22 protein-coding genes (1 of these 22 running past the window's edge) are annotated in these 20,828 nt (G+C 49.9%); 3 read left to right on the top strand and 19 right to left on the bottom strand.

Going from position 1 to position 20,828, the window contains the following annotated elements; genetic code table 11:
* The 13 genes from B9A14_RS01925 to B9A14_RS01865 form a co-directional block, all read right to left on the bottom strand.
* Positions 1–1,113, bottom strand: partial view of a DUF512 domain-containing protein gene (locus B9A14_RS01925; RefSeq protein WP_157109745.1) — the 5' portion only. The gene continues 240 nt to the left of window position 1, outside the view; the window shows 1,113 of its 1,353 coding nt (coding positions 1–1,113); the start codon lies at positions 1,111–1,113; its stop codon lies off the left edge, out of view.
* A gap of 208 nt (positions 1,114–1,321) precedes the next feature.
* A complete protein-coding gene (gene tsaD / locus B9A14_RS01920; protein ID WP_084663491.1) occupies positions 1,322–2,332 on the bottom strand; it encodes a tRNA (adenosine(37)-N6)-threonylcarbamoyltransferase complex transferase subunit TsaD in 1,011 nt (336 codons plus the stop codon).
* Positions 2,325–2,771 carry a ribosomal protein S18-alanine N-acetyltransferase gene (gene rimI / locus B9A14_RS01915; protein ID WP_084663489.1) on the bottom strand — a complete coding sequence of 149 codons (447 nt, stop codon included), beginning with the start codon at positions 2,769–2,771 and terminating at the stop codon, positions 2,325–2,327. Before rimI ends, tsaD begins: the two co-directional genes overlap by 8 nt.
* Positions 2,772–2,788: 17 nt before the next feature.
* A complete protein-coding gene (gene tsaB / locus B9A14_RS01910) occupies positions 2,789–3,547 on the bottom strand; it encodes a tRNA (adenosine(37)-N6)-threonylcarbamoyltransferase complex dimerization subunit type 1 TsaB (RefSeq protein WP_084663487.1) in 759 nt (252 codons plus the stop codon).
* Entirely contained in the window at positions 3,495–3,953 is a 459-nt protein-coding gene (gene tsaE / locus B9A14_RS01905; RefSeq protein WP_084663485.1) for a tRNA (adenosine(37)-N6)-threonylcarbamoyltransferase complex ATPase subunit type 1 TsaE, read from the bottom strand. The genes tsaB and tsaE overlap by 53 nt, the downstream gene beginning before the upstream one ends.
* A 30-nt stretch (positions 3,954–3,983) precedes the next feature.
* Positions 3,984–4,568: a uracil-DNA glycosylase gene (locus B9A14_RS01900; protein ID WP_084663483.1), complete on the bottom strand. Its 585-nt coding sequence runs from the start codon at positions 4,566–4,568 to the stop codon at positions 3,984–3,986.
* Positions 4,569–4,596: 28 nt separating this feature from the next.
* On the bottom strand, positions 4,597–5,241 hold the full coding sequence (gene thiE, locus B9A14_RS01895) for a thiamine phosphate synthase (RefSeq protein ID WP_084663481.1): 645 nt from the start codon (positions 5,239–5,241) through the stop codon (positions 4,597–4,599).
* Between the two features lie 21 nt (positions 5,242–5,262).
* On the bottom strand, positions 5,263–5,652 hold the full coding sequence (locus B9A14_RS01890; protein ID WP_084663479.1) for a response regulator: 390 nt from the start codon (positions 5,650–5,652) through the stop codon (positions 5,263–5,265).
* Positions 5,653–5,723: 71 nt separating this feature from the next.
* Positions 5,724–6,425: a gamma-glutamyl-gamma-aminobutyrate hydrolase family protein gene (locus tag B9A14_RS01885; protein ID WP_084663477.1), complete on the bottom strand. Its 702-nt coding sequence runs from the start codon at positions 6,423–6,425 to the stop codon at positions 5,724–5,726.
* 96 nt (positions 6,426–6,521) lie between these two features.
* The gene (locus B9A14_RS01880) at positions 6,522–6,872 is read right to left on the bottom strand and encodes a type II toxin-antitoxin system PemK/MazF family toxin (RefSeq protein ID WP_084663475.1); all 351 of its coding nucleotides are present in this window, start codon (positions 6,870–6,872) and stop codon (positions 6,522–6,524) included.
* Position 6,873: 1 nt separating this feature from the next.
* Positions 6,874–7,149 (bottom strand): CopG family ribbon-helix-helix protein, encoded by a 276-nt coding sequence (locus B9A14_RS01875; protein WP_157109743.1) that lies wholly within the window; start codon positions 7,147–7,149, stop codon positions 6,874–6,876.
* 43 nt (positions 7,150–7,192) lie between these two features.
* Positions 7,193–8,785, bottom strand: coding sequence for an NAD(P)H-hydrate dehydratase (locus B9A14_RS01870; protein ID WP_084663473.1), 1,593 nt, complete (start codon positions 8,783–8,785; stop codon positions 7,193–7,195).
* A gap of 92 nt (positions 8,786–8,877) precedes the next feature.
* Positions 8,878–9,276 (bottom strand): holo-ACP synthase, encoded by a 399-nt coding sequence (locus tag B9A14_RS01865; protein WP_084663471.1) that lies wholly within the window; start codon positions 9,274–9,276, stop codon positions 8,878–8,880.
* A gap of 324 nt (positions 9,277–9,600) precedes the next feature.
* Between B9A14_RS01865 and acs the strand changes: the two genes are divergently transcribed.
* The 3 genes from acs to B9A14_RS01850 all read left to right on the top strand — a co-directional run bounded on the left by acs (position 9,601) and on the right by B9A14_RS01850 (position 13,873).
* Complete coding sequence (gene acs, locus B9A14_RS01860; protein ID WP_084663469.1) at positions 9,601–11,544, top strand: acetate--CoA ligase; 1,944 nt, start codon at positions 9,601–9,603, stop codon at positions 11,542–11,544.
* Positions 11,545–11,714: 170 nt separating this feature from the next.
* On the top strand, positions 11,715–13,055 hold the full coding sequence (locus B9A14_RS01855) for a histidine kinase (RefSeq protein ID WP_157109742.1): 1,341 nt from the start codon (positions 11,715–11,717) through the stop codon (positions 13,053–13,055).
* Between the two features lie 50 nt (positions 13,056–13,105).
* On the top strand, positions 13,106–13,873 hold the full coding sequence (locus B9A14_RS01850; protein ID WP_084663467.1) for a LytR/AlgR family response regulator transcription factor: 768 nt from the start codon (positions 13,106–13,108) through the stop codon (positions 13,871–13,873).
* On the opposite strand, the gene B9A14_RS01845 is transcribed toward B9A14_RS01850, so the two are convergent.
* The 6 genes from B9A14_RS01845 to B9A14_RS01820 all read right to left on the bottom strand — a co-directional run bounded on the left by B9A14_RS01845 (position 13,851) and on the right by B9A14_RS01820 (position 20,826).
* Positions 13,851–14,945 carry a GerAB/ArcD/ProY family transporter gene (locus tag B9A14_RS01845; RefSeq protein ID WP_084663465.1) on the bottom strand — a complete coding sequence of 365 codons (1,095 nt, stop codon included), beginning with the start codon at positions 14,943–14,945 and terminating at the stop codon, positions 13,851–13,853. The genes B9A14_RS01850 and B9A14_RS01845 overlap by 23 nt on opposite strands.
* A gap of 3 nt (positions 14,946–14,948) precedes the next feature.
* Positions 14,949–16,115: a Ger(x)C family spore germination protein gene (locus B9A14_RS01840; protein WP_172839010.1), complete on the bottom strand. Its 1,167-nt coding sequence runs from the start codon at positions 16,113–16,115 to the stop codon at positions 14,949–14,951.
* 19 nt (positions 16,116–16,134) lie between these two features.
* A complete protein-coding gene (locus B9A14_RS01835) occupies positions 16,135–17,763 on the bottom strand; it encodes a spore germination protein (RefSeq protein ID WP_231967874.1) in 1,629 nt (542 codons plus the stop codon).
* A 93-nt stretch (positions 17,764–17,856) separates the two neighbouring features.
* Positions 17,857–18,906 carry a carbohydrate kinase family protein gene (locus B9A14_RS01830; RefSeq protein WP_084663461.1) on the bottom strand — a complete coding sequence of 350 codons (1,050 nt, stop codon included), beginning with the start codon at positions 18,904–18,906 and terminating at the stop codon, positions 17,857–17,859.
* Positions 18,907–19,046: 140 nt separating this feature from the next.
* Positions 19,047–20,249, bottom strand: a complete 1,203-nt coding sequence (locus B9A14_RS01825) for an acetate/propionate family kinase (protein ID WP_084663459.1) — start codon at positions 20,247–20,249, stop codon at positions 19,047–19,049.
* 28 nt (positions 20,250–20,277) lie between these two features.
* A complete protein-coding gene (locus B9A14_RS01820) occupies positions 20,278–20,826 on the bottom strand; it encodes a BMC domain-containing protein (RefSeq protein WP_084663457.1) in 549 nt (182 codons plus the stop codon).
* Positions 20,827–20,828 lie beyond the last annotated feature (2 nt).

Raw genomic sequence — 20,828 nt, 5'->3', positions numbered from 1 at the left:
TAATGCTGATACCATGCCTTCCATAACTCGATGAGCTAGTTCAGAAGTAAAAACTACAGCCTTCCTGGCCTGATGGCGTAAACAGGATCTATGGATGGCTTTTAAAACCTCAGGATCACCGTCCCATTCCATGACTACCCCGCTTTTGCCACCAAGGGGCACTTCAAGGAGTATTTCCAGTTCCCGGCCTGCCTCCCGTAACTCCTGCCCGGGTCGTCTCACCTTTAACTTATGCCGGCCTGGCCGGGAAAGTAGACGGAAGGCCTCTACCCGGGAGCGGGGAACCTGCCCGTCTATCTCTAAAAGTACATCGCCCCTCTTAAGACCGCTCCCTTCCGCCGGGTAACCCGGAAGCACGCCAGCCACCTCTGGTATAAGGTCGCGGAGAAAAGGAGGCTCCACAATTATAGGTATTTTAACCTCCTGGCGAAAGTTTTCCAGAAAAGACTCTAGCTCCTGGCGAAATCCCCAAGGATCAAAGCGTAAAATGGCTGGTGCCCTGTGGGTAAAACCGGGAATAAATATGCGTACAGTGAGGGCCCCCGCCTGGACTAAGGCATATATAGTTTTCTCCAAGTCATCCCACCCTACTACTTTAGGGTAGGCTACTATACTCCCATGGCAGGGAATCCCTCCCCTGGTAAGTTCCTCTATAGCCTTAAGGATACCCGCTGCTCCTCCAGCGCCAAGAAGCTTCTGCCTTCCGCCGGACGTAACACTGTTAAGGGAAATCTTAACTTCTATGGGCTTTAATCCTTTTAGAGCTTCTACTTGAGGTTTATCTAGCAGTACCCCGTTAGTAGTGATTTCCACAAGGGTATGGGGAAAACGTCGGCGTAAACTGCGCATAATGGTGAAAAATTCAGGATGGGTTAAAGGCTCCCCCTCTACTATACGGGTAGCCGATTCCCCTATCACAATGGGCCGTGCAGGGTCCAGGTACCCGAAAAGCTCCTCGATTTCCTTTAAGCTTAAAGGTGAAATAAAAATAGCCTCTACACCAGGGGGATTCTGGTGGTGACTGCAGAATATACAGCGCAAATTACAAGTAGAAGTTAAGGGAAGGATATTAAACCGAGAAGAAGTCAAGACCAAGAGCTGCCACTTATTCACAAAATTATCCACAACCCCAAAGCTTAATTTTCAAGGCTTTCGCCAGTTTATCCACAGAAAGAGCTATCTTAAGAAGTTCTAAAGGGTTATCTTTTTCCACACAGCCCGGCTTCGAGTTTGAGCTTTAGTCACAGCTTTATACACATTATCCACATTTTTTTATCCCCAAAGGTAGGGGCTATGGTCCCTAGGACCTCCCCCAGCCCTTTTATAGGGCCTCCAGGGGCAAATCGGGGACAGCGTCCAGATCTAGGGAAGAAAACTGGCCTCGCAAATACTGGTAATAGGCGGCACAGCCAATCATAGCCGCATTATCTGTGCAGTAAACAGGGCGGGGTATAAACACCGGTATCCCTACCTCAAGGGCCGCTGTCTTTAAGGAGCGGCGAAAGTATTGGTTGGAGGCCACCCCTCCCACCGCCAGAATAGAGCTAGCTCCTTTCCTGCGGGCGGCCTGCAGGGTCTTGACCACCAATACCTCTATTACAGCCTCTTGGAAACTGGCCGCCACATCAGGAAGGCAAATATCCTGGCCTGTCTCCCTACTTTGGCGTAGATAATTGGCCACGGCCGTCTTTAACCCGCTAAAACTAAAATCCAGGCTATCTTCCTCTAGCCAGGCTCGCGGGAAATAGATATTTGGTTTACCCTTGTGAGCTAGTCTTTCCAGTTCAGGCCCCCCAGGATAACCCAAACCTAAAGCCCGGGCTACCTTATCAAAAGCCTCCCCCGCCGCATCATCCCTGGTAGAACCCAAAAGATACCGTTCCTCATGGCTTACCAGGTAAAACAGGCTAGTATGGCCCCCCGAAGCCACCAAGCATACAGCAGGCAGGGGCAGCTCAGGATATTCTAGGAAGCCCGCATAAATGTGGCCCACCAGGTGGTGGATACCAATGAAGGGCTTCTCTAATGCAAAGGCCAAACCCTTGGCATAGGACAGCCCCACAAGTAAAGAACCTACTAAGCCAGGCCCATAGGTAGCGGCCACCGCATCCACCCTGGCCAAAGTAATTCCTGCTCGATCTAAGGCTTCCTGCACTACTGGTACAATATTTTCTAGATGGCGCCGCGAAGCGATCTCCGGTACCACCCCTCCGTAACGCCGGTGAATATCCTGGGAGGCAATAATATTAGCCCGCACTTCTACCCCATCTACTACTACCGCGGCAGCTGTTTCATCGCAAGAGGTCTCAATGGCCAGGATAACATTACCCATTTCCACCACCTTTTTCGCGCAAAGTCTTCCACATGATAATAGCATCTTCTTGGGTATCAGTATAATAACCCCTCCGGATTCCGCTGCGCACAAAACCTTTTTTCTCGTAAAGCCGTTGGGCAGGTATATTAGATATGCGTACCTCCAAAGTCATACGCTCAGCTCCTAAATCTAAAGCCTCCTTAATTAACGTATCCAAAAGTAGTTCGCCTATCCCGCACCTCCGAAATCCAGGATGTACAGCAATGTTGGTAAGGTGGGCTTCATCTAATATAATCCACATTCCCGCGTATCCTACAACCTTATTTCCCCAAAGGCACACATAGTAATAAGCATAATCGTTAGTGTAAAGTTCATTTAAGAAGGAAGAGCGGCTCCAAGGGGTAGGGAAGGATAGCCGCTCGATGGCCAGTACCCCATCTAAATGTTGGCTAGTCATAGGTACTACATAAACCTCTAAAGCCCCTTGAATACCGCTGCCGGCGGGCGCAGGTAAAGTGGCTTTAACTGGAAAAGATCGTCCCTCTCCCCCTGCCTCAAGCGCTCCTCTCCTAACCGAGCAATATGGCCGGCCCGAGGAAAAGAACTTTCGGGGGGCAAGAACAAAGCTCTTTCCCTTAAGCTTATCCAAAATTCTTTGAAAGGCTGTACCCCATCGCCTAAAAAATAAACTGGCTCGTTGTAAGAGGCCAGATAGCCAACCCACGAAACTGGAGTTACTGCCTGATAAGGAGTAAGGCGACATAACCTTCCCTCCTGCCAGCGATAAAGGGCAGTGTATACCTCCTCCCGCCGAGCTACCACCACCGGGCAAATTAACCCCGCAACGCCAGCCGCGTTTAAAGCCAGGCCATCTAAGGTGGGCACCCCGGCCAGGGGTTTACCGCTGGCATGGGCCAAGGCCTTAGCTATGGCCACTCCTACGCGCAGGCCAGTAAAGGAGCCCGGGCCGAGGGCAACAGCTATACCTTCCAGTTCCCTAAACTCCACTCCGGCTTGTTTAAGTAATAAGGAAATTAAAGAGAGGGTCTGACGAGAATGATACCGCTGGGTGTTAAAAAATATTTCCGCTAGCAACCTATCCTCTTTTACTAACGCTACACTAGCGGCTGCGGTGGAAGTTTCCAGGCCTAAAACTAACAACAACTTCAGCTCCTTTTTTTTAAGGAAGTCTTTTAGCCATCTCCTTAATAAGTTCCTGATAACGTGCTCCATAAGGCTTTAAACGTCCCCACCGCCCTCCCTGGGGGGTCATTTCTAAATGTACCTCCAACCGTTCAGGCAAAAATTCGCGCAACCTCTCTCCCCACTCTATAACCGTGATCCCAGGCCCTCCCAAGTATTCTTCCAGCCCTAGCTCTTGTATCTCTTCAAGTGTTTCCAACCTGTAAAGATCGATGTGATATAGGGGATAGCGCCCCCGGTGTTCCTGCACCAAAGTAAAGGTAGGGCTGGTTACCCGCTCCTTTACCCCCAAACCAACAGCTAGACCCTGAACTAAGGTGGTCTTCCCTGCCCCTAAGCTTCCGCAAAGTAGGACCACATCTCCTGGTTTAAGCAGTTCCCCTAGCACCCGTCCCAGGTGCCGGGTAATTTCTTCGTTTTCCAAATATATCTCCATCCCTGTACCACCCAGCAGTAGTATAGCCAGCTACCTACCCACAAAATTCCAGGAGAGCTGTACAGTACTTAGCTCACGATAAAGAGCCCGTACACGCTTAAAATCTTCCCATACAGGTCGTTTTTTGCTTTCATCCCGCAACAAAGCTGCAGGGTGAAAGGTAGGAAGATAGTAAATGCCATCTTTTTGGATCCACTGGCCACGAAGGCGGGTTATCCGGGCCCCAGGGGCGATAAGAACTTGCGTAGCTAAGGCTCCTAGACAGACGATAATTTTCGGGCTTACCAACTCAACTTGGATTTCCAAATAGGGCCGGCAAGCTTGTACTTCATCTGGTGTAGGAAGTCTGTTACCGGGTGGACGACATTTTACTACATTAGTGATATATACTTCTTCCCTTTTGAACCCGGCAGCCTGTAAAATCCTGTTGAGGAGTTCTCCAGCTGCCCCCACGAAGGGCCGGCCTAGCTCATCTTCCCTGGCACCTGGAGCTTCCCCTACCAACATAAGTAACGCCCTTAAATTCCCTTCCCCGAGCACAGGCTGTTTAGCCCTTCGGTGTAGGCCACAAGATCGGCATGATTTTACTTGCTGTTCTAGCTCTTCCCAGTTCACGGCCCTCCATCCTCCATAGGGCTTATTTCTACCTTGGCCGGGCCAATCTAGCTTTAGTAGCTTGTACAACTTTAAGCAGCGCCCTAGCTGCGGATTCTATATCATCTGCGGACACCACCGCTGATATCACAGCTACTCCATCGGCCCCAGCCTCTATGACCTGGGCAGCGTTACTTAAGTTTATACCCCCGATACCCACCACGGGAACATTAACTTTTTCCTTTATCTGCCGGATGAGTTCTACTCCTACAGGAGGACCAGCATCGGCTTTAGAAGTAGTGGCAAAAATAGAACCTACCCCTAGGTAATCCGCCCCCTGAGCTATAGCTTCTTTAGCCTCCTCCACTGAACCCACCGAAACCCCTAGGATTTTACCTGGGCCAAGGAGACTCCTGGCCACATCAACAGGCAAGTCCTCCTGCCCTATATGGACCCCGTCGGCCTCTAAAGCTAGGGCTACATCCAACCGATCATTTACAATAAAACCTGCCCCAGCTTTTAAGGTGAGCCTCCTGATTTCCCTTCCCACCTCTACTAACTTGCGGGCAGGCCAATGTTTTTCCCGTAGCTGGATGATTGTTGCTCCTCCGGCCAAGGCCGCCTGCACCACTTCCAAAGTATCGCGACCCCGGGATAATTCTGAAGAAGTAACAACATAAAGATCGTATTTCATACTTCCTTTCTCACCTCTAATTTAGGTTCCATAGGCTTGGTCCCTTTCCTCCACCAATCGGCGCACCGCCATCTTTATATCCCTTAAATCGAAGGGCTTATAAAGAAAACCGCTGGCCCCTCGTTCCCAGACCTGTTTCATGGTGGTTGCTTCCAGGTAAGCCGTTATAATAATAACCTTAGTAAGGGGAGAGAGGGCTTTAATGCGGGGAAGGGTTTCTAGACCATCCATGATAGGCATCTTAATGTCCATAATTACTATATCGGGCTGAAAAGACCGCACCTTTTGCAAAGCTTCAAGACCGTTAGCGGCAGCTGCTACCTGATACCCTTCTTCGCGAAAGACCAACTCTAAGAGCAGCCGCACACCTGTCTCATCATCTACTATAAGCACTTTGGCTGGGCTACTCATCCCTCCACCTCTCCTGGGAGACACCTCGTATCTCCATGTTTAAATTCGACCTTCCCTTCCAAAATCCTGCATTAAGTGGAAATATCTGCTGCAACCACGAAATTTTTAAAAAGGTTTCGCTGTTCGGGGTAAAAATTTGTCAATTCTTCCGGATGCCACTGTACACCCACCACAAAAGCCTCTCCCGTACCCTCCACTGCCTCGATTAGACCGTCCTCGGATGTCGCGCTTACCCTTAAACCCTGGCCTAAAGAGCGCACTGCCTGATGATGCATACTGTTGACCTTAACTTGGCCACCTAGCCATTTGTATAATAACGTACCCGGTTGTATCTCTATCCTATGATGCAATGCGGACCGAGGGCCGCCTGGGTTATGCAGGGAAGAACCTAACTCTCGAACTATATCCTGGTAAAGGGTGCCGCCGGCCGCCACATTTAAAAGTTGCATCCCTCGGCAAATAGCTAAAATAGGTTTTCCCAAAAGAAGGGCGCGCCTGGTAATATAAAGTTCGAAGGTATCCCTCTCCCTTAGCACACGGCCCAAGCCTTCCTTAGGTTCCTCGCCATAAAGGCGGGGATCTACATCCCCACCCCCTGTTAAAAGAAGACCATCGATTATCTTTAAATACTCTTCTGCCATCTCTTGAGATCCAGGAGGAAGAAGGAGAGGAATGCCCCCGGCTTGGGAAACAGCGGCTACATAGGCAGAATTTAAGAAAATCCTGCTACCTTCTAGATCGCCATCACAGGTCAAACCTATAACAGCAGCCACGGGCTACCCTCCCCCATAGGTTCTTCTACCAAAAATATACCAAAAATAAAAAGTCTACCCGCCGGGCAGGTAGACTTAGCCTTTTAACCCTTAAGCCTATATTTCCGTCAATCCAAGGCTTATCTCCAAGGCCCGGTTAACCTTTTCCATAGTCTCCTCATCCAAGGCTGCTACTTTTTGACGCAAGCGGCTTTTATCAATGGTACGGATCTGCTCCGCCAAAATTACCGAGTCTCGCTCCAGGCCGCTTTTGGCTGCGCTTATTTCTACATGAGTAGGGAGCTTGGCCTTATTTATCTGGGAAGTAATAGCAGCTACAATAGTGGTGGGGCTGTATTGGTTGCCGATGTCATTTTGTATAATCAATACAGGTCGGGTACCTCCCTGCTCAGACCCTACCACTGGATTGAGTTGTGCGTAAAAAATATCGCCACGCCTTACTAGCATCCTATTTGCACTCCGCCAGTTTACTATCGTAGTAGTTTTGGACTTCCTCCTCTACTGCATAGTTTTCCGCGGCTAGGGATAAATTAATTTGGGCCATTTCTTGGTAACCCCGCTTCATCTGTTCCCGTAAGGTCCGGCGTTTACGTTCTGCTATATATAATTTCATAGCTTCACGGATAAATTCACTGCGGTTGCGCTTCTCCAGGGTAGCCAGTCCGTCCACTTCGGCTAGAAGGCTTTCGGGTAGGCTGATCATGATCCTTTTTACGCCTGGCAAGGAAGGCACCTCCTTGAGAGTATAACAAACAAGCTATATCTAATTATAGCGGCAAACCTTTACCAAGGCAAGTTTTTTCCGTTCTTGCTTCCAGCTTCCGGAAAACCCGCGGTAAATAATTCAAAAGGTCCCCTGCTACCAGCCCCTGTTGGCCTTGGGTTCGGGCAGCATAATCTCCGGCCGCACCATGTATGTAGGCGCCCAAGGCCGCAGCTACCGGTACTGGAAGCCCCTGAGCTATAAGTCCAGCCACCACCCCTGTTAGCACATCGCCACTGCCGGCGGTAGCCATACCTGGATTTCCAGTCGGGTTGATAAAGGCTTCTCCAGAAGGGGAAGCAATAATTGTCCGGGCTCCTTTGAGTACTACAGTAACCCGCCAATCCTGAGCTGCCCGGGTAGCTACCCCTAGCCTATCCGCCTGGACCTGTGCTGTGGTGGTTTCTATTAACCTCGCCATCTCCCCGGGGTGGGGAGTCAAAACAGCCTCCTTTTCGGCTTCCCTGAGATATTTTCTATCCTCGGCCAAGGCGTTGAGGGCGTCGGCATCAATAACCACCGGGCAACGGACCTGCGGGAGAAGCTCTAAAACTAAAGAAACAGTAGTTTTATCCCGCGATAAACCCGGGCCTATGGCCAGGACAGTACACTTCTCCAGAAGCTCTAAAATGTAGGGAAGGGCCTCCCGGCTTAAAACCCCTCCCGGCATCTCTGGCAACCCCCGCGTCATAACCTCTGTCGTCTTGGCCGCAAGTACATCCTGGAGGCTACGGGGGACAGCTGCGGTAACTAAACCCGCCCCAGCCCGTAAGGCCCCTAGAGCCGCTAGAGCTACAGCCCCCACCATGCCTTGAGAGCCCCCCACTACCAAGACATGTCCGAAATTTCCCTTATGACTGCTGGGATCCCGGGGCTTAAGTTGCTCCCTACACCAGGCAGGAGTTAACAACCGCAACCTTAAATTTCGACTTTCGATAAGCCGCCGGGGTATACCTATATCCACAACCTCCAGCTCCCCAGCCAGGGTAGCCCCTGGTTCTAGGACCAGCCCCCTTTTAGGAAGGGCAAAGGTCACCGTCCAGGTAGCCTTAATACAAGGTCCGTGCACCTGGCCTGTATCGGCATCCAGGCCCGAAGGGAGATCTACCGCGACTATAGGTTTACCTGCATTGTTAATCAATTTAATAACTTCTCCCGTAAGTCCCAAAGCAGCACCTTTAAACCCTGTACCGAAGATGGCATCTACTACCAGATCCGCATACAACAGGGAAATGTCAGCCCTCTGGAGATGGCTCTGCTCCAAGATAGGAAAGATTTTTCCTCCCATCTTCTGGTATATTTCCAGATTAGTCCGGGGATCTCCCCGCAGATCCTCCGGCCTAGCTAAAAGAAAGACCTTAACTTCAGCTCCTTCATTATGCAGGTGCCGGGCCACCACCAGGCCATCTCCACCGTTATTACCTTTACCAGCAAAAATCAGCACCCGTTTCCCCGCTACCCGGCCGCCAAAATAGCGCCGTATGGATTCAGTTACCCTTAAGCCTGCATTTTCCATAAGAACTATGCTGGGTACAAAATAATCCCGGCTGGCCATCCGGTCTATTTCTGCCATTTCTGCTGCGGTAACTACATACATTCTCCTTACCCCCTGAACCTTCTGGATATTCCCCTCACTAGGCCCCGATGCTTACGTTTCTATAAACTACTTTAGGTAGCCTATAAACTACCTCAAGTAGGCGTCCTGGCGTCGACAGAAGTTCCTACTCCTATAGCTACAGCCACAGCATACTCCCGGCTATGGGAAAGGCTTAAAGTTATCTCTTTTATTCCCAAAGACCGGGCAAGTTCCGCCAACCGGCCATGCAGTCTCACTCTCGGCGCCCCCCAATTGTTACTCAATACCTCTATCTCTCGCCACCTAAGCTCACCCCTCCTAAGGCCTAAAACCTTAAACACTGCTTCCTTAGCCGCCCAGCGCGCAGCCAAGGAAACTTCCGGTCGGGGTTTAGCTAAGCAATAAGCCTCCTCTTGGGGGGTAAAAACCCTCTTTAACAACCTCGGGTGCCTCTCTAACGCCCTTTTAATCCGGTCAATCTCCATTATATCGACACCTATCCCTCCGATCATCCCTTGTTTACCGCGACCTCCTTCTATTCTAGCTACTTAAGTCCAGTGTTCTGCTTTCCTCCCTTTATCCTTTCTTTAACCATTATCTCCAAGTATTACCTTTATACTTTGCCTTAAGCTTTAAGCCCTCCACCCTGGCCTTTATCTTCTGTTAAGGTTCGGCAAAAAATGTCGAATACCTTCTCTTTAACCATTAGGCCTTAAAAATCCTCTTCCTACCCTTTATTCCCTACTTTTGGCCGCCAAAGCCTTTTCTGGAACAAGGGTCCGTACGTATTATAGTAAATAAAACTAAGATTAAAACAGTTTGGAAGGGGGATAACCATGAGCCCGGAGGCCAAAGTCCTGGAGGCCCTCCTGCGGGAACCTCGTCTTTTCCCTCCACCAGAACATTTTAGCCAAAAGGCCAACACTCAAGAGACAGAACTATTCAAAATCAAAGACCCGGAGGCCTTCTGGGGCCAGTGCGCTTCCCTTATACATTGGTTTAAGCCCTGGGAGAGGATATTAGAATGGGACTATCCCCAAGCCCGCTGGTTCACCGGAGGCACCTTAAACGTCTCCTATAACTGCTTGGACCGGCACCTAGGCTCCTTCCGCCGCAACAAAGCCGCCCTCATCTGGGAAGGTGAACCTGGCGACTCTTGCGTCCTTACCTACCGTGATCTATACCGGGAAGTCAATAAATTTGCCAGTGTGCTGCGCTCCTTAGGGATAAAGCGTGGGGACCGGGTAACCATATATTTGCCCATGATACCAGAACTCCCCATTGCCATGCTAGCTTGTGCCCGTATAGGGGCCATCCATAATGTGGTCTTTGCCGGTTTTAGCGCCCATGCTTTACAAGAACGCATAAACGATATCGGCTCCAGGCTCCTTATAACCGCCGATGGCGGTTTCCGGCGGGGACAAGTAATACCATTAAAGGATAACGCTGACCTCGCTTTACAAAACGCGCCTACTGTGGAAAGGGTTATTGTAACCAAACGCACAGGTCACCATATAAATATGCAGCTGGGCCGCGATTTATGGTGGCATGAAATTATGCATACTGCTTCCCTCTATATAGAACCAGAACCTATGGAGGCCGAAGATCCTCTCTTTATCCTCCATACCAGCGGCACCACCGGAAAACCTAAAGGGGTAGTGCATACTACTGGTGGTTATCTGGTAGGGGTAACCATGACAGCCAAATATGTCTTCGATCTCAAAGAGGAAGATGTATACTGGTGTACAGCAGATATCGGTTGGATTACCGGCCATAGTTATGTCGTATATGGTCCCCTAAGTAACGGAGCCACAGTCCTCATCTACGAGGGTGCTCCTGATTATCCCCAGCCCAACCGTTTCTGGGAAATTATCGAAAAATACGGAGTAAACATTTTCTATACCGCCCCCACCGCCATACGCTCTTTTATGCGTTGGGGCCCGAGCTACCCGGCCCGCCATGACCTATCCTCCTTAAGGCTCCTGGGTACTGTAGGAGAACCTATAAACCCTGAAGCCTGGATGTGGTACTATATCCACATCGGCCGCCGGCGCTGCCCCATTGTAGACACTTGGTGGCAGACAGAGACGGGCATGATCCTCATAAGCCCCCTGCCTGGGGAGACCCCTTTAAAACCAGGCTCGGCCACCCGCCCGTTACCGGGTATCGAGGCTGACGTGGTAGATGAAAAAGGGAATCCTGTTCCGCCTGGAAAAGGGGGTTATCTGGTTATTAAGAAGCCTTGGCCAGCCATGATGCGAACCATCTACGGCGACCACCGGCGCTACGTAGAGCAGTACTGGTCTCGCATCCCCGGTTGCTATTTCACCGGCGACGGTGCCCGGAAGGATGCAGACGGTTACTTTTGGATCCTGGGCCGGGTGGATGATGTCATAAACGTCTCTGGTCACCGGATAGGTACCATGGAAGTGGAAAGCGCCCTGGTGGATCACCAGGCTGTAGCCGAGGCCGCTGTAATTAGCCGTTCCCATCCCATTAAGGGTCAGGCCATCGTAGCTTTTGTCACCTTGAAGGAGGGTTTTACCCCTTCTCCTGAGCTGGCCCAAGAGCTTAAAGAGCACGTGGTAAAAATAATCGGCGCCATAGCTAGACCAGAGCAAATCCTCTTCACCCCCGAACTCCCCAAAACCAGGAGCGGCAAAATAATGCGCCGGCTCCTCCGGGATATAGCCGAAGGGCGGGCTTTAGGAGATACTTCCACCCTGGCCGATCCCTCATCTTTAGAACGTCTTCGCCAAGCTTATGCCGAAGAAGCTTAAAACTAAAATTTAAGGATACCCTATCCAGGATACCCTACCCTGCCGGTCTCCCTGGCAGGGCTTCTTTATTGACAAGAACCCTACCTAGGTGTAGCATAAAAGTACAAAAATACAAAGGTACGGAAATCAAGCTTAAATGTGCAAAATATTAAGAATGAGGTGTTATAAGTTTGCAACCCTGGGTCTTTATCGCCGGAGCTATCGCTTTAAGCTTAGGAGAAACCATAGGGGCAGTGGGCTTATTTAAGGCTCCTTTGCTTGGGGCCTTAACGTTCTTTAGCAGTTTAAATGCTGTCGCCCTTCTTATCCTCCTCCGCTACCTCCTTCCCCCCTGCCAAGAGGCTTGGAAGGAGGAAAAGGTGTGCCAGCCTGTAGATGCACCCATAGATCCCACCCTCCAGATCGCCCATCAGACCCTGCCCTACCTCCGGCGAGGCCTAAATGAAGTCACCGCAGCCAAGACGGCAGAAATAATCAAGGATATCGCGGAAGTGGCCGCAGTAGCCATTACGGATCGCGAGCGGGTGCTGGCCTTCTTGGGGGCGGGTTGTGAAAAACATCCCCCGGGGGAGCGCATCTTAACCGAGGCCACTAAAGAGGTCCTGGCCACCGGCCGTTACAAAGTGGTCCATTCTACCCGTGGCCTTAATTGCCCTCGTTATCACTACTGCGAGTGTCCTTTAGCGGCAGCTGTTATCGTGCCCCTTAAGTGCAGAGGTGAAATAGTAGGGGCTCTAAAGCTCTACCAAACGGAGGAAGGGACGCTACCGCCCCAGGTGATCCGTCTAGCCATAGGTTTAGGTGAACTTTTGAGCTTACAGATCGAGTTATCTGAGATAGACCGCCAGCGGCAGTTGCTGGCCGAAGCCCGTTTGGAAGCCCTAAACGCCCAGATAAACCCCCATTTCTTCTTTAACACCTTGAATACTATCATAAATTTCATCCGCACCAATCCTGAGCGCGCCCGCATGCTTCTTGTGCGGCTGGCTAGCCTTTTCCGCCAGACTTTAAACCGCCGCGGCAGTTTCACTACTTTAAGGGAAGAGCTAGCTTACGTGCGCAATTATCTTACCCTGGAGAAAGCTCGCTTTGGTGACAAATTCCGCTATATCCAGGATGTACCTTTAGAAGTTTTAGATTATCATCTTCCAGTTTTGAGCCTACAACCCTTGGTAGAAAACGCTCTACATCATGGCATTTTACCTAAGGAAGGGCCGGGGGTAGTCCGAGTATCCGCCCGCCTCCAAAATGGCGAGTTACAAATTACCGTAAGTGACGACGGTGTAGGGATAGCACCCGAGAAACTACCCCATGTGCTGGAACCGGGATGCGGTTCTGGAAACGGTGTGGGCCTAAGTAATGTAAATTTACGTTTCCAAAGCCTCTATGGGCCTGAGTATGGGCTTAAGCTTAAAAGTGAAGTCGGCCGGGGTACGGAAATAGTTTTAAGGGTCCCGGTCATACCCCTCCCAGCCTCTATAAGGGAAAGCCATAGAGCTAGTCTAAACTAGAAAACGCCGTGCCCAGCAAAACAAGGATATAAATAAGGAGAGGAGGTCCTATGACTAAAATTAAAGCCCTCATAGTGGACGACGAATATCCTGCCAGGCAGGAGCTAAGATTTATGCTTGGAGAATTTAAAGATGTAGAGATCGTAGGGGAGGCCACCAATGCCAAGGAAGCCTTAAGTCTCATCAGTGCCCTGGATTATACCGTGGTCTTCCTGGATATCAACATGCCCGGGATGAACGGTTTAGAGCTTGCCCGGGCGCTACAAGAAAAGTCCAGCCCTCCCTTTGTAATCTTCGTCACTGCTTACGAAGAATATGCTCTTAAAGCCTTTGAAGTTAATGCCGTAGATTATCTGCTTAAGCCCTTTGAGACCCGCCGCCTGCGCCAGGCCTTAGAAAAGGTCCGCCGCCTCTTAGAACAAGGTCAGGGACCTCGGCAGGCCAAGGTCGAGGAAGTACCTCGTCCTCCAGAACCAGATAGCCGCCTTAACCGTATACCTGTAGAGAAGGATGGCAAAACCCTTCTTTTAGATCAAAACGATCTTTATTATGCTTACACCCAAAACGATAGCGTTTATCTAAAAACCTTTGCCGAGCATTACTCCACGCGCTATACTCTAAAAGAGCTCCTTAACCGCCTGGATCCTAGTATTTTCTTCCGCACCCACCGTTGCTATATTGTGAATCTCACTAAAGTAAGGGAAATAGTGCCTTTCTTTAACGGTACCTATACCCTCATCCTCTCCGACAAAGAGCATAGCGAAGTACCGGTAAGCCGCAACCAAGCCGGACCCCTTAAAGCTCGCCTCGGCCTCTAAAGCGGAAAAAAGATACCATCAGGAGCAGGACCGGTATAGCTACCAACACCACCAACCCTAAGGGCTGCAAAAAGAAAAAGAAGCGCTTGACATCAAAGGTACTCCGCGGATGGATAGCCAAGAAATACACTACGGGAAGTTGGTAAAAGGCTAACATCCGGTAATCTTTAAAGTTAAAAAGGCAGCCTAAAAGATAGGAACTAGCCCAGAGCAGGGAAGAAACAGTAGGAAAGACAATAATCACCCATAAAGAAATGAACAGTAAGCTTATACGTTCAATGAAAGTGCCCGCAAACTCCGCAAGCTGCGTTACGGCCAGCCCAGGAATAAGGGTGTACTTAAGTTTATCTACTCCTAATACGCCTTGACAAGTGGTTAAAACAATAACAACCACTACCATAACGAGTAAGTACCCTAAACTGGCTGCCTTCCAGGCTTCTTTAGGCTTCTGCATAAAGGGAACCAAAATAAGAAAAAAACTCATCTCTTCCGCGTTGCTTATGCGCCATAAGGCAAGTTTCAATACCGGCCAGGGCCCTTGGGGTAGAAAAGGTAAAAAATTCTCTACGCGCACCCGGGGTATAACGAGGAGAAAAAGGAGCATGGTGAGGGGTAGGAAAATGATTACAATAATAACACAAGCCCGAGCCAAAGGTTCTAGACCCTGCTTGGCTAGATAGGCAGCCGCTAAAATAAAAGTAAATAATATCACTTCCATGGGAGTACGGGGAAGAAGGGTGTTTTTAATTACATCTACCGTTACCCGGCTTACTTCCGCAGAAAGGCCAAGCCAATAAACATATACAGGAAGGCTTAAAAGCCAGCCCAGCCACTTACCTACCAATAGCTGGCTATAACCTAGCAAATCCAAATGGGGGAATTTCATGGCTAGCTTGGTAACAAGGTAAATGGCCCCCAGGCTGGTCAAGGTCTCTAAAGGGGAAACCAGCCAGGTATCCACCCCCACCTTGTCCACAATATCCTTAGCCCCAACTAAAGTCCCCACTTCGATCATGGCGGCTACAGTTAAAAAGAAAGCCTCCGGGGTGCCTATCCTTTCGCGAGTAAGCATCTTTTAACTCACCATTCCTGTGCTCCTTATTTTAACCTTAACTTCTACGCGGACAGGTGCACGGGCGTATAGTTCCCGCCAGTTTCCTTTAACTTGTTGCCACCAGCGCGGCTGGACTTCTTCGATCTTTTTTCCGAAACCCAACACGTCAGCCTGGTATTCCTTCTGCAGTTTAAATACCACCCCTTCCACGCGCTTTTTTATAATTTCAGCCGCGCGGGCTTCGATATAGCGTAAAATAGGGGGATTAAAGGGCTCTGTAAAACCTATTCTCTCTAAAATGTCAGCCATGACCTCTAGCTTAATATTAAACTCAGGCTTGTCCTCTTTCACCTGGGCCCTTATCTTGTTTTTTACGTTACAAAGTTCCAAGGTAAAGATGTGCTTAATTTCTGGTAAAGGCAAAGGGATAATATCTCCTCCCCTTCCCTCTCCGGTAACCCACAAGGCAGCCTGGGTCTCCTCTGGGCTAAGCCAGCCCACCAGCTTCCCTTCTTTAATTATCCCCGTACCGCTAACCTCTAGTTCTAAGGAATCCTGGCCGGGTACCGTCCTTACCCGGGAAACTAGGATATCCCTACCTCCATAGAGGGCAGCGAATAGTTCCATCAAATTATGCTTAACAAAACGCGAAGTTCTGATCTGCCGTTCAGACTGCTCTTGCAGAAACATGCTTACACTGCGGGCGAATTTAGGGTGGGCAGAAAAAATTTCTCCCGCCCGTCCCTGGGCCAAAAGGACTGTAATGGCCAGGTAACTCTCCCGGTTGCGGGCCCAAAAATCAATAACTTCCTCAAGTTTCTCCCTCCGGGCTAGCTCCTCCCCAATTAAAAGCACCTTCTGATGGCCAAAGAAAAGCTGACGCTCCGAACGGGTAGCCGCCTTCCGCATGGCTTCAGCAAAGGTGGTTCCAGTGACCGTCAGGCGCCAGGTAGGCAGCGTCTCCTCCCGGCCTTCGCCCCCGCCTCCCCCTCCAGCCCCAGGCCGCGCAGCCATACGGCGTAAGATAGGCATCTCTAAGGTCAACTCAAACTTATCTGGAGAGGAAGATGCCAAATCTACAAAGGCACCTAAAACCAAGGCCCGCCGCTCTAGATCCAGGTTATCCCAACAACCGGCCAAAAGTATAACTGTAAGTACAACTAACCCTAACCTTAGAGCCTTACCCACAACTCCCCCCATCCTTTAATTACTCCCCTATGCGTTTTTCTTCTAAAGGCTTAACATAAAGAGGCCGCGTACGGTGTTTAAACAAGGGGGCGCGATATACGCTATCTTTAAGATCTTGTAAGGTCCAGGGCGCCCAGGGTTTAAGATAAGGTACCCCAAAACTCTTAAGAGTGACCAGGTGGACAAGGATAAGCATCAAACCCAAGATAATACCGTAAAGCCCGAAGATAGCTGCCATTATCATAAGGAAAAAGCGTAAAATACGTATGGCAATAGCAGCATCGTAACTCGGGATTACAAACCCGGCTATAGCAGTTAAAGATACCACGATCACCATAGCGGAGCTCACTATCCCGGCCTGGACCGCCGCCTGCCCTAAGATAATAGCACCTACAACGCCTAAGGTTTGGCCTAAAGGGCTGGGTAACCTTATCCCTGCTTCCCGCAGGAGCTCTAAGGTAGATTCCATAATAAAGGCTTCTATGATGGTAGGAAAAGGTATCCCCTCCCGGCCAGCACCGATGGAAATAGCTAGGGATGTGGGTATCATCTCTGGGTTGAAGGAAACCATGGCTATATACATAGAGGGAAGGATTAAGGCCAGGATAGATCCTAAGAAACGCAATAAACGAATAAGCACAGTAATGAACCACCGGTGGTAGAAGTCTTCTGGGGTATGTAACAAGGTATTAAAGGTGGCCGGAACGATCAAAGCAAAGGGAGTATTGTCGGTTAAAATCACCACCCTTCCTTCTAGCAAAGCTGCCGCAGCTTCATCTGGTCGCTCAGTGTTCTGGATCTGGGAAAAGGGGGAGGACCACTTATCTTCTATTAATTGCTCGATAAAGGCACTCTCCAGGATCCCATCTATGTCAATCCCCTTAATGCGCCTTTCTACTTCCCCTACCAAAGCCGGGTCTGCTACTCCGGCCAGATACATAATCCCCACCGCTGTCCGGGTCCGACGGCCGAGGAAATGGATTTTTAGCTTTAATTGGGGATCCCGTATACGCCGGCGGAGAAGGGTAGTATTGGTACGCAGGCACTCCGAAAAGCCTTCTCGGGAACCGCGGATAAGGGATTCTGCCGGGGGTTCCTCTACGCCTCGATGCTCCCAGCCGCAAACCTCCAGGGCTAAGACTTCTTTAACTCCATCAAGAAGGAGCAAAGCAAACCCGCTCATAAGAAAAAGGGTTGCTTCCCTTAAATCTTTCATTTCCTGGATATGGGCTACCGTAACAAGGGAATCCCGCACCTGTCGAAAAAACCACCCGGGTGAGGTTAAAAAGGGCGTGGCTAAAGGAGCCTCCAAGAGCAAGGCTTTTACCACCTGGGTGTCCACCATGTGGTTATCTACCAGGCCGTCGATATAAATAAGTACAGCCTCCCGGCCTTCTAGCCCCCCGATTTTCAAGCGGCGATACACCACATCCTGGCAATCCTTTAAAAGAGCTTGAAACAATTTTAGATTAGCTTCCAAGTTATAATGGAAAGGAATTGGCCGGGCCTCTCCTTCATCAGCCAAAGGGGAAGCCAAGCGGTAACGCTGGGGAGGTTTATCCAGGATCTCTGATGGTCCCGCCTCCCCTGTATGATGGTTCCCTATCTTTCTGGTCTTTCGGAAATAGCGCCTAGAAGTAGGAGACACCAAAAAAGCCCTCCTATACCAGGCTTTTATTATTTTAGCCTGTACAGGAAGGCTTAGGTATATACACCAAAATAAAGCAGCAAGAATAAAACTTTAACATCCAGCGGTAAGCGTCTTCGTTCCCACCAACGTCTCCACTTCTTCTTTCCTAGGTAAAGCCGGCATCACCCCAGGACGGGTGCAAGTTAAAGCTGCAGCAGCATTGCCGAAAAGGCCTATTCTTTTAAGCCATTCCCCTTCCAGAGCTCCCACACCCATTCCCTCTTTTAAGGCCTCCACCAGTACCATAAGCATCCCGGCCATAAAAGCATCCCCGGCCCCGGTAGTATCCACCACTTCTACCTGGAAGGCAGGTATATGTATCTTTTCCTTAAGGGTCATAACCAGAACGCCCTGGTCTCCTAAAGTCACGGCTACAAGCCGCGGGCCCTTATTAAGAAGGGTATAAGCCTCAAATATTAAAGCCTCTAGAGAACCCATAGCATAGTAACTCTGGCTTGTTTCTGGAGGATGATCTGGAAGCATCAAAAAACCTAACTCACTTTCATTAAGCTTTACCACATCGGCCAAGCTTAAAGCTTTAAGCACTTCCTCCCGGGCGCTCTCAAGGTCCGGCCAGAGGGAAAGGCGAATATTAGGGTCAAAGGAGATAAGGGAGCCAGCTTCCCGCGCTATCCTCACCGCCTCTAATGTTGCGCTTCTGGCAGGCTCAACGGTAAGGGAAACAGAGCTAAAATGGAGGATGCGGGTAGAGCTAAGAATCTCTAGGGGTAGCTCCTGGGGTGAAAGCCGGGTATCCGCCGTGCCCCGGCGGAAAAATATAAATTCTGGGACCGCCTTTTCATTTAAGGCTACAAAAACTAAGGTTGTATTAGCCTCCGGATCTTCAATAAGCCCACGCACATCCACTCCATTTTCCTCTAAAACCTTGCGCAAATGTTCTCCAAAGGCATCTCGCCCCACTTTACCGATAAAGCCCGCCTTGCCGCCTAGCCGGGCCACCCCTACCACTACATTGGCTGGCCCACCGCCCGCAGCCCGCGTGAATTCCTTTACCTCGGCCAGGGGGAGACCTGTATCCTTGCCCACGAAGTCGATAAGTATTTCACCGATGGAGAGCACGTCTAGGGTTTTGGAAACCATATTTTTAAGTTTCTCCTCCCTTAAGTTGTAGTTAACAACCGGATCCCTATTTCAATATCGCCGCTTTTTTCCCGCTCTTGCTCATGAATTCACATTAAAACCGTCAAGAGTAGGTCAATATGTAATGCATTAGGGGCGGCCTAAAATTGAGCTGCAGTCTTTATCAAAGCGAACACCTGCCTGGCCACCATCAGCTCTTCGTTAGTAGCGATAACCATAACGGCAACCGGTGCACCTTCAGGTGAGATGATACCAGGCGAGGTGGGGTTTTCATTCTTTTGCTGATCTAGCCTAATACCTAAGAAATCCATATCCTCGCAAACTTTAGCTCGTATGCGCGGCGATTTCTCCCCTATACCCCCAGTAAAAACCAAAACATCCAGTCCGTTCATAACTGCTGCAAAAGCGCCGATATATTTTTTAACTTGATAACAGAACACCTCAATAGCCAATCTTGCCCGGGCATGGCCTTGGCTGGCCGCCTCCTCCAGGTCGCGCATATCACCACTTAGACCAGAGATACCCAAAAGTCCTCCTTGCCTCACCAGTACCTCACTAACCTCTTCTACCGTCATGTTGGTTCTGGCCATAACCATAGGGAGCACCCAAGGATCAAAATCCCCTGGCCGGGTGGACATGATGGTCCCCGACTGGGGGGTGAGTCCACTGCTAATATCCACCGACCGCCCCTGCTTTATAGCGGCTACTGAAGTCCCACTACCTAAGTGACAAGAGATAATCTTTAGCTCTGACACCTTACATCCCAAAATCCTGGCTGCCTCCTCGCTAACATATCGGTGGGAAGTTCCGTGGAAACCGTACTTCCTAATCCCGTACTGCTCATACCACTCGTAGGGTAGGCCATAAATATAGGCATAAGGGGGAACAGTCTGGTGAAAATTGGTTTCAAAAACAGCATACTGAGGTACTCCAGGCATAAGTCTTTGGCACACCCTTATACCTTCTACTGCCGGCGGCAGGTGAACCGGTGCTAGGAGATAAAGCTCTTCTAAATTCGCTATCATTTCTTCACTAATCAAGGTAGGCTCTTTAAATTTTTCTCCTCCATGGGCCAACTTGTGGACCACGGCCGCAATGTCCTGAGTGTTACTTATAAGGCCTTCCTGACGCAATATATCTACCAAATACTGTATGCCGCTGGCAAAAGTAGCGCCAGGTATCGGCCACCGCCTCTCTTCCTTTCCCGGCATTTTAAATTTGAACTCAGCACGAGGTGTAAATAGGCGATCAATCCCTCCTTTTATTAACACTTCTTCCTCCGGCATACGTAGCAATTGATATTTCATAGAAGAACCGCCACAATTGAGGCACAAAAGCTGCATAACACATTCCCTTCCTTAATAAATTGCACTATAATATCTGCGCCCACAATTGAGGGTCAGGATTGGCTAAAATAGTTGTTCCTACCAGCATCCCCTCTTCTTCCGCCAGCTTAGATGCGCTATCCACCGCTGCCGTCACTGCTCCTACGTCTCCCGTCAAGAGCACAAAGGCTTTACCACCCATACCCCGGGCCAGCCGCACTTCCAGGAGCTTTACTTTAGCTGCCTTGGCCGCCGCGTCCGCCGCTCGTATAGCGGTAGCTACGGAAAAAGTCTCAATAAGCCCCAGAGCACCCAGGTCGTCCACCGGGACCTCACCCTTTAAGGCCGGGAACACATCTTCATGTATGTTGCCCAGCACTAGGCTACCTATAACATAGGCGGACAAATCTTTTATCCCTGCCTCTATAGCTCCCTGCACAGCACTAATCTCTCCGGCTATAAGTATCACAAACTTGCCCGGGCACATACTGATAGCCTGGAGAAGCTCTACCTTAGAGGCTTTCACCATAATATCCGCAGCCTTAAGGCCGGGAGCCACACTCGTTAGCTCTACTAGCCCAATGGCGTGCCTCAAAC

Source organism: Thermanaeromonas toyohensis ToBE (genome assembly GCF_900176005.1).
Taxonomy (GTDB): domain Bacteria; phylum Bacillota; class DSM-521; order Neomoorellales; family Neomoorellaceae; genus Thermanaeromonas; species Thermanaeromonas toyohensis.
This window is presented reverse-complemented; position numbering and strand designations above follow the sequence as displayed.

Bases quoted from the DNA above. Each gene is read 5' to 3' on its own strand.
- tsaD (WP_084663491.1), bottom strand. From the start codon at position 2,332: ATGGGTAATGTTATCCTGGCCATTGAGACCTCTTGCGATGAAACAGCT.
- rimI (WP_084663489.1), bottom strand. From the start codon at position 2,771: ATGACTAGCCAACATTTAGATGGGGTACTGGCCATCGAGCGGCTATCC.
- tsaB (WP_084663487.1), bottom strand. From the start codon at position 3,547: ATGGAGCACGTTATCAGGAACTTATTAAGGAGATGGCTAAAAGACTTC.
- tsaE (WP_084663485.1), bottom strand. From the start codon at position 3,953: ATGGAGATATATTTGGAAAACGAAGAAATTACCCGGCACCTGGGACGG.
- thiE (WP_084663481.1), bottom strand. From the start codon at position 5,241: ATGAAATACGATCTTTATGTTGTTACTTCTTCAGAATTATCCCGGGGT.
- B9A14_RS01890 (WP_084663479.1), bottom strand. From the start codon at position 5,652: ATGAGTAGCCCAGCCAAAGTGCTTATAGTAGATGATGAGACAGGTGTG.
- B9A14_RS01880 (WP_084663475.1), bottom strand. From the start codon at position 6,872: ATGCTAGTAAGGCGTGGCGATATTTTTTACGCACAACTCAATCCAGTG.
- B9A14_RS01870 (WP_084663473.1), bottom strand. From the start codon at position 8,785: ATGTATGTAGTTACCGCAGCAGAAATGGCAGAAATAGACCGGATGGCC.
- B9A14_RS01865 (WP_084663471.1), bottom strand. From the start codon at position 9,276: ATGATCGGAGGGATAGGTGTCGATATAATGGAGATTGACCGGATTAAA.
- acs (WP_084663469.1), top strand. From the start codon at position 9,601: ATGAGCCCGGAGGCCAAAGTCCTGGAGGCCCTCCTGCGGGAACCTCGT.
- B9A14_RS01850 (WP_084663467.1), top strand. From the start codon at position 13,106: ATGACTAAAATTAAAGCCCTCATAGTGGACGACGAATATCCTGCCAGG.
- B9A14_RS01845 (WP_084663465.1), bottom strand. From the start codon at position 14,945: ATGCTTACTCGCGAAAGGATAGGCACCCCGGAGGCTTTCTTTTTAACT.
- B9A14_RS01830 (WP_084663461.1), bottom strand. From the start codon at position 18,906: ATGGTTTCCAAAACCCTAGACGTGCTCTCCATCGGTGAAATACTTATC.
- B9A14_RS01825 (WP_084663459.1), bottom strand. From the start codon at position 20,249: ATGCAGCTTTTGTGCCTCAATTGTGGCGGTTCTTCTATGAAATATCAA.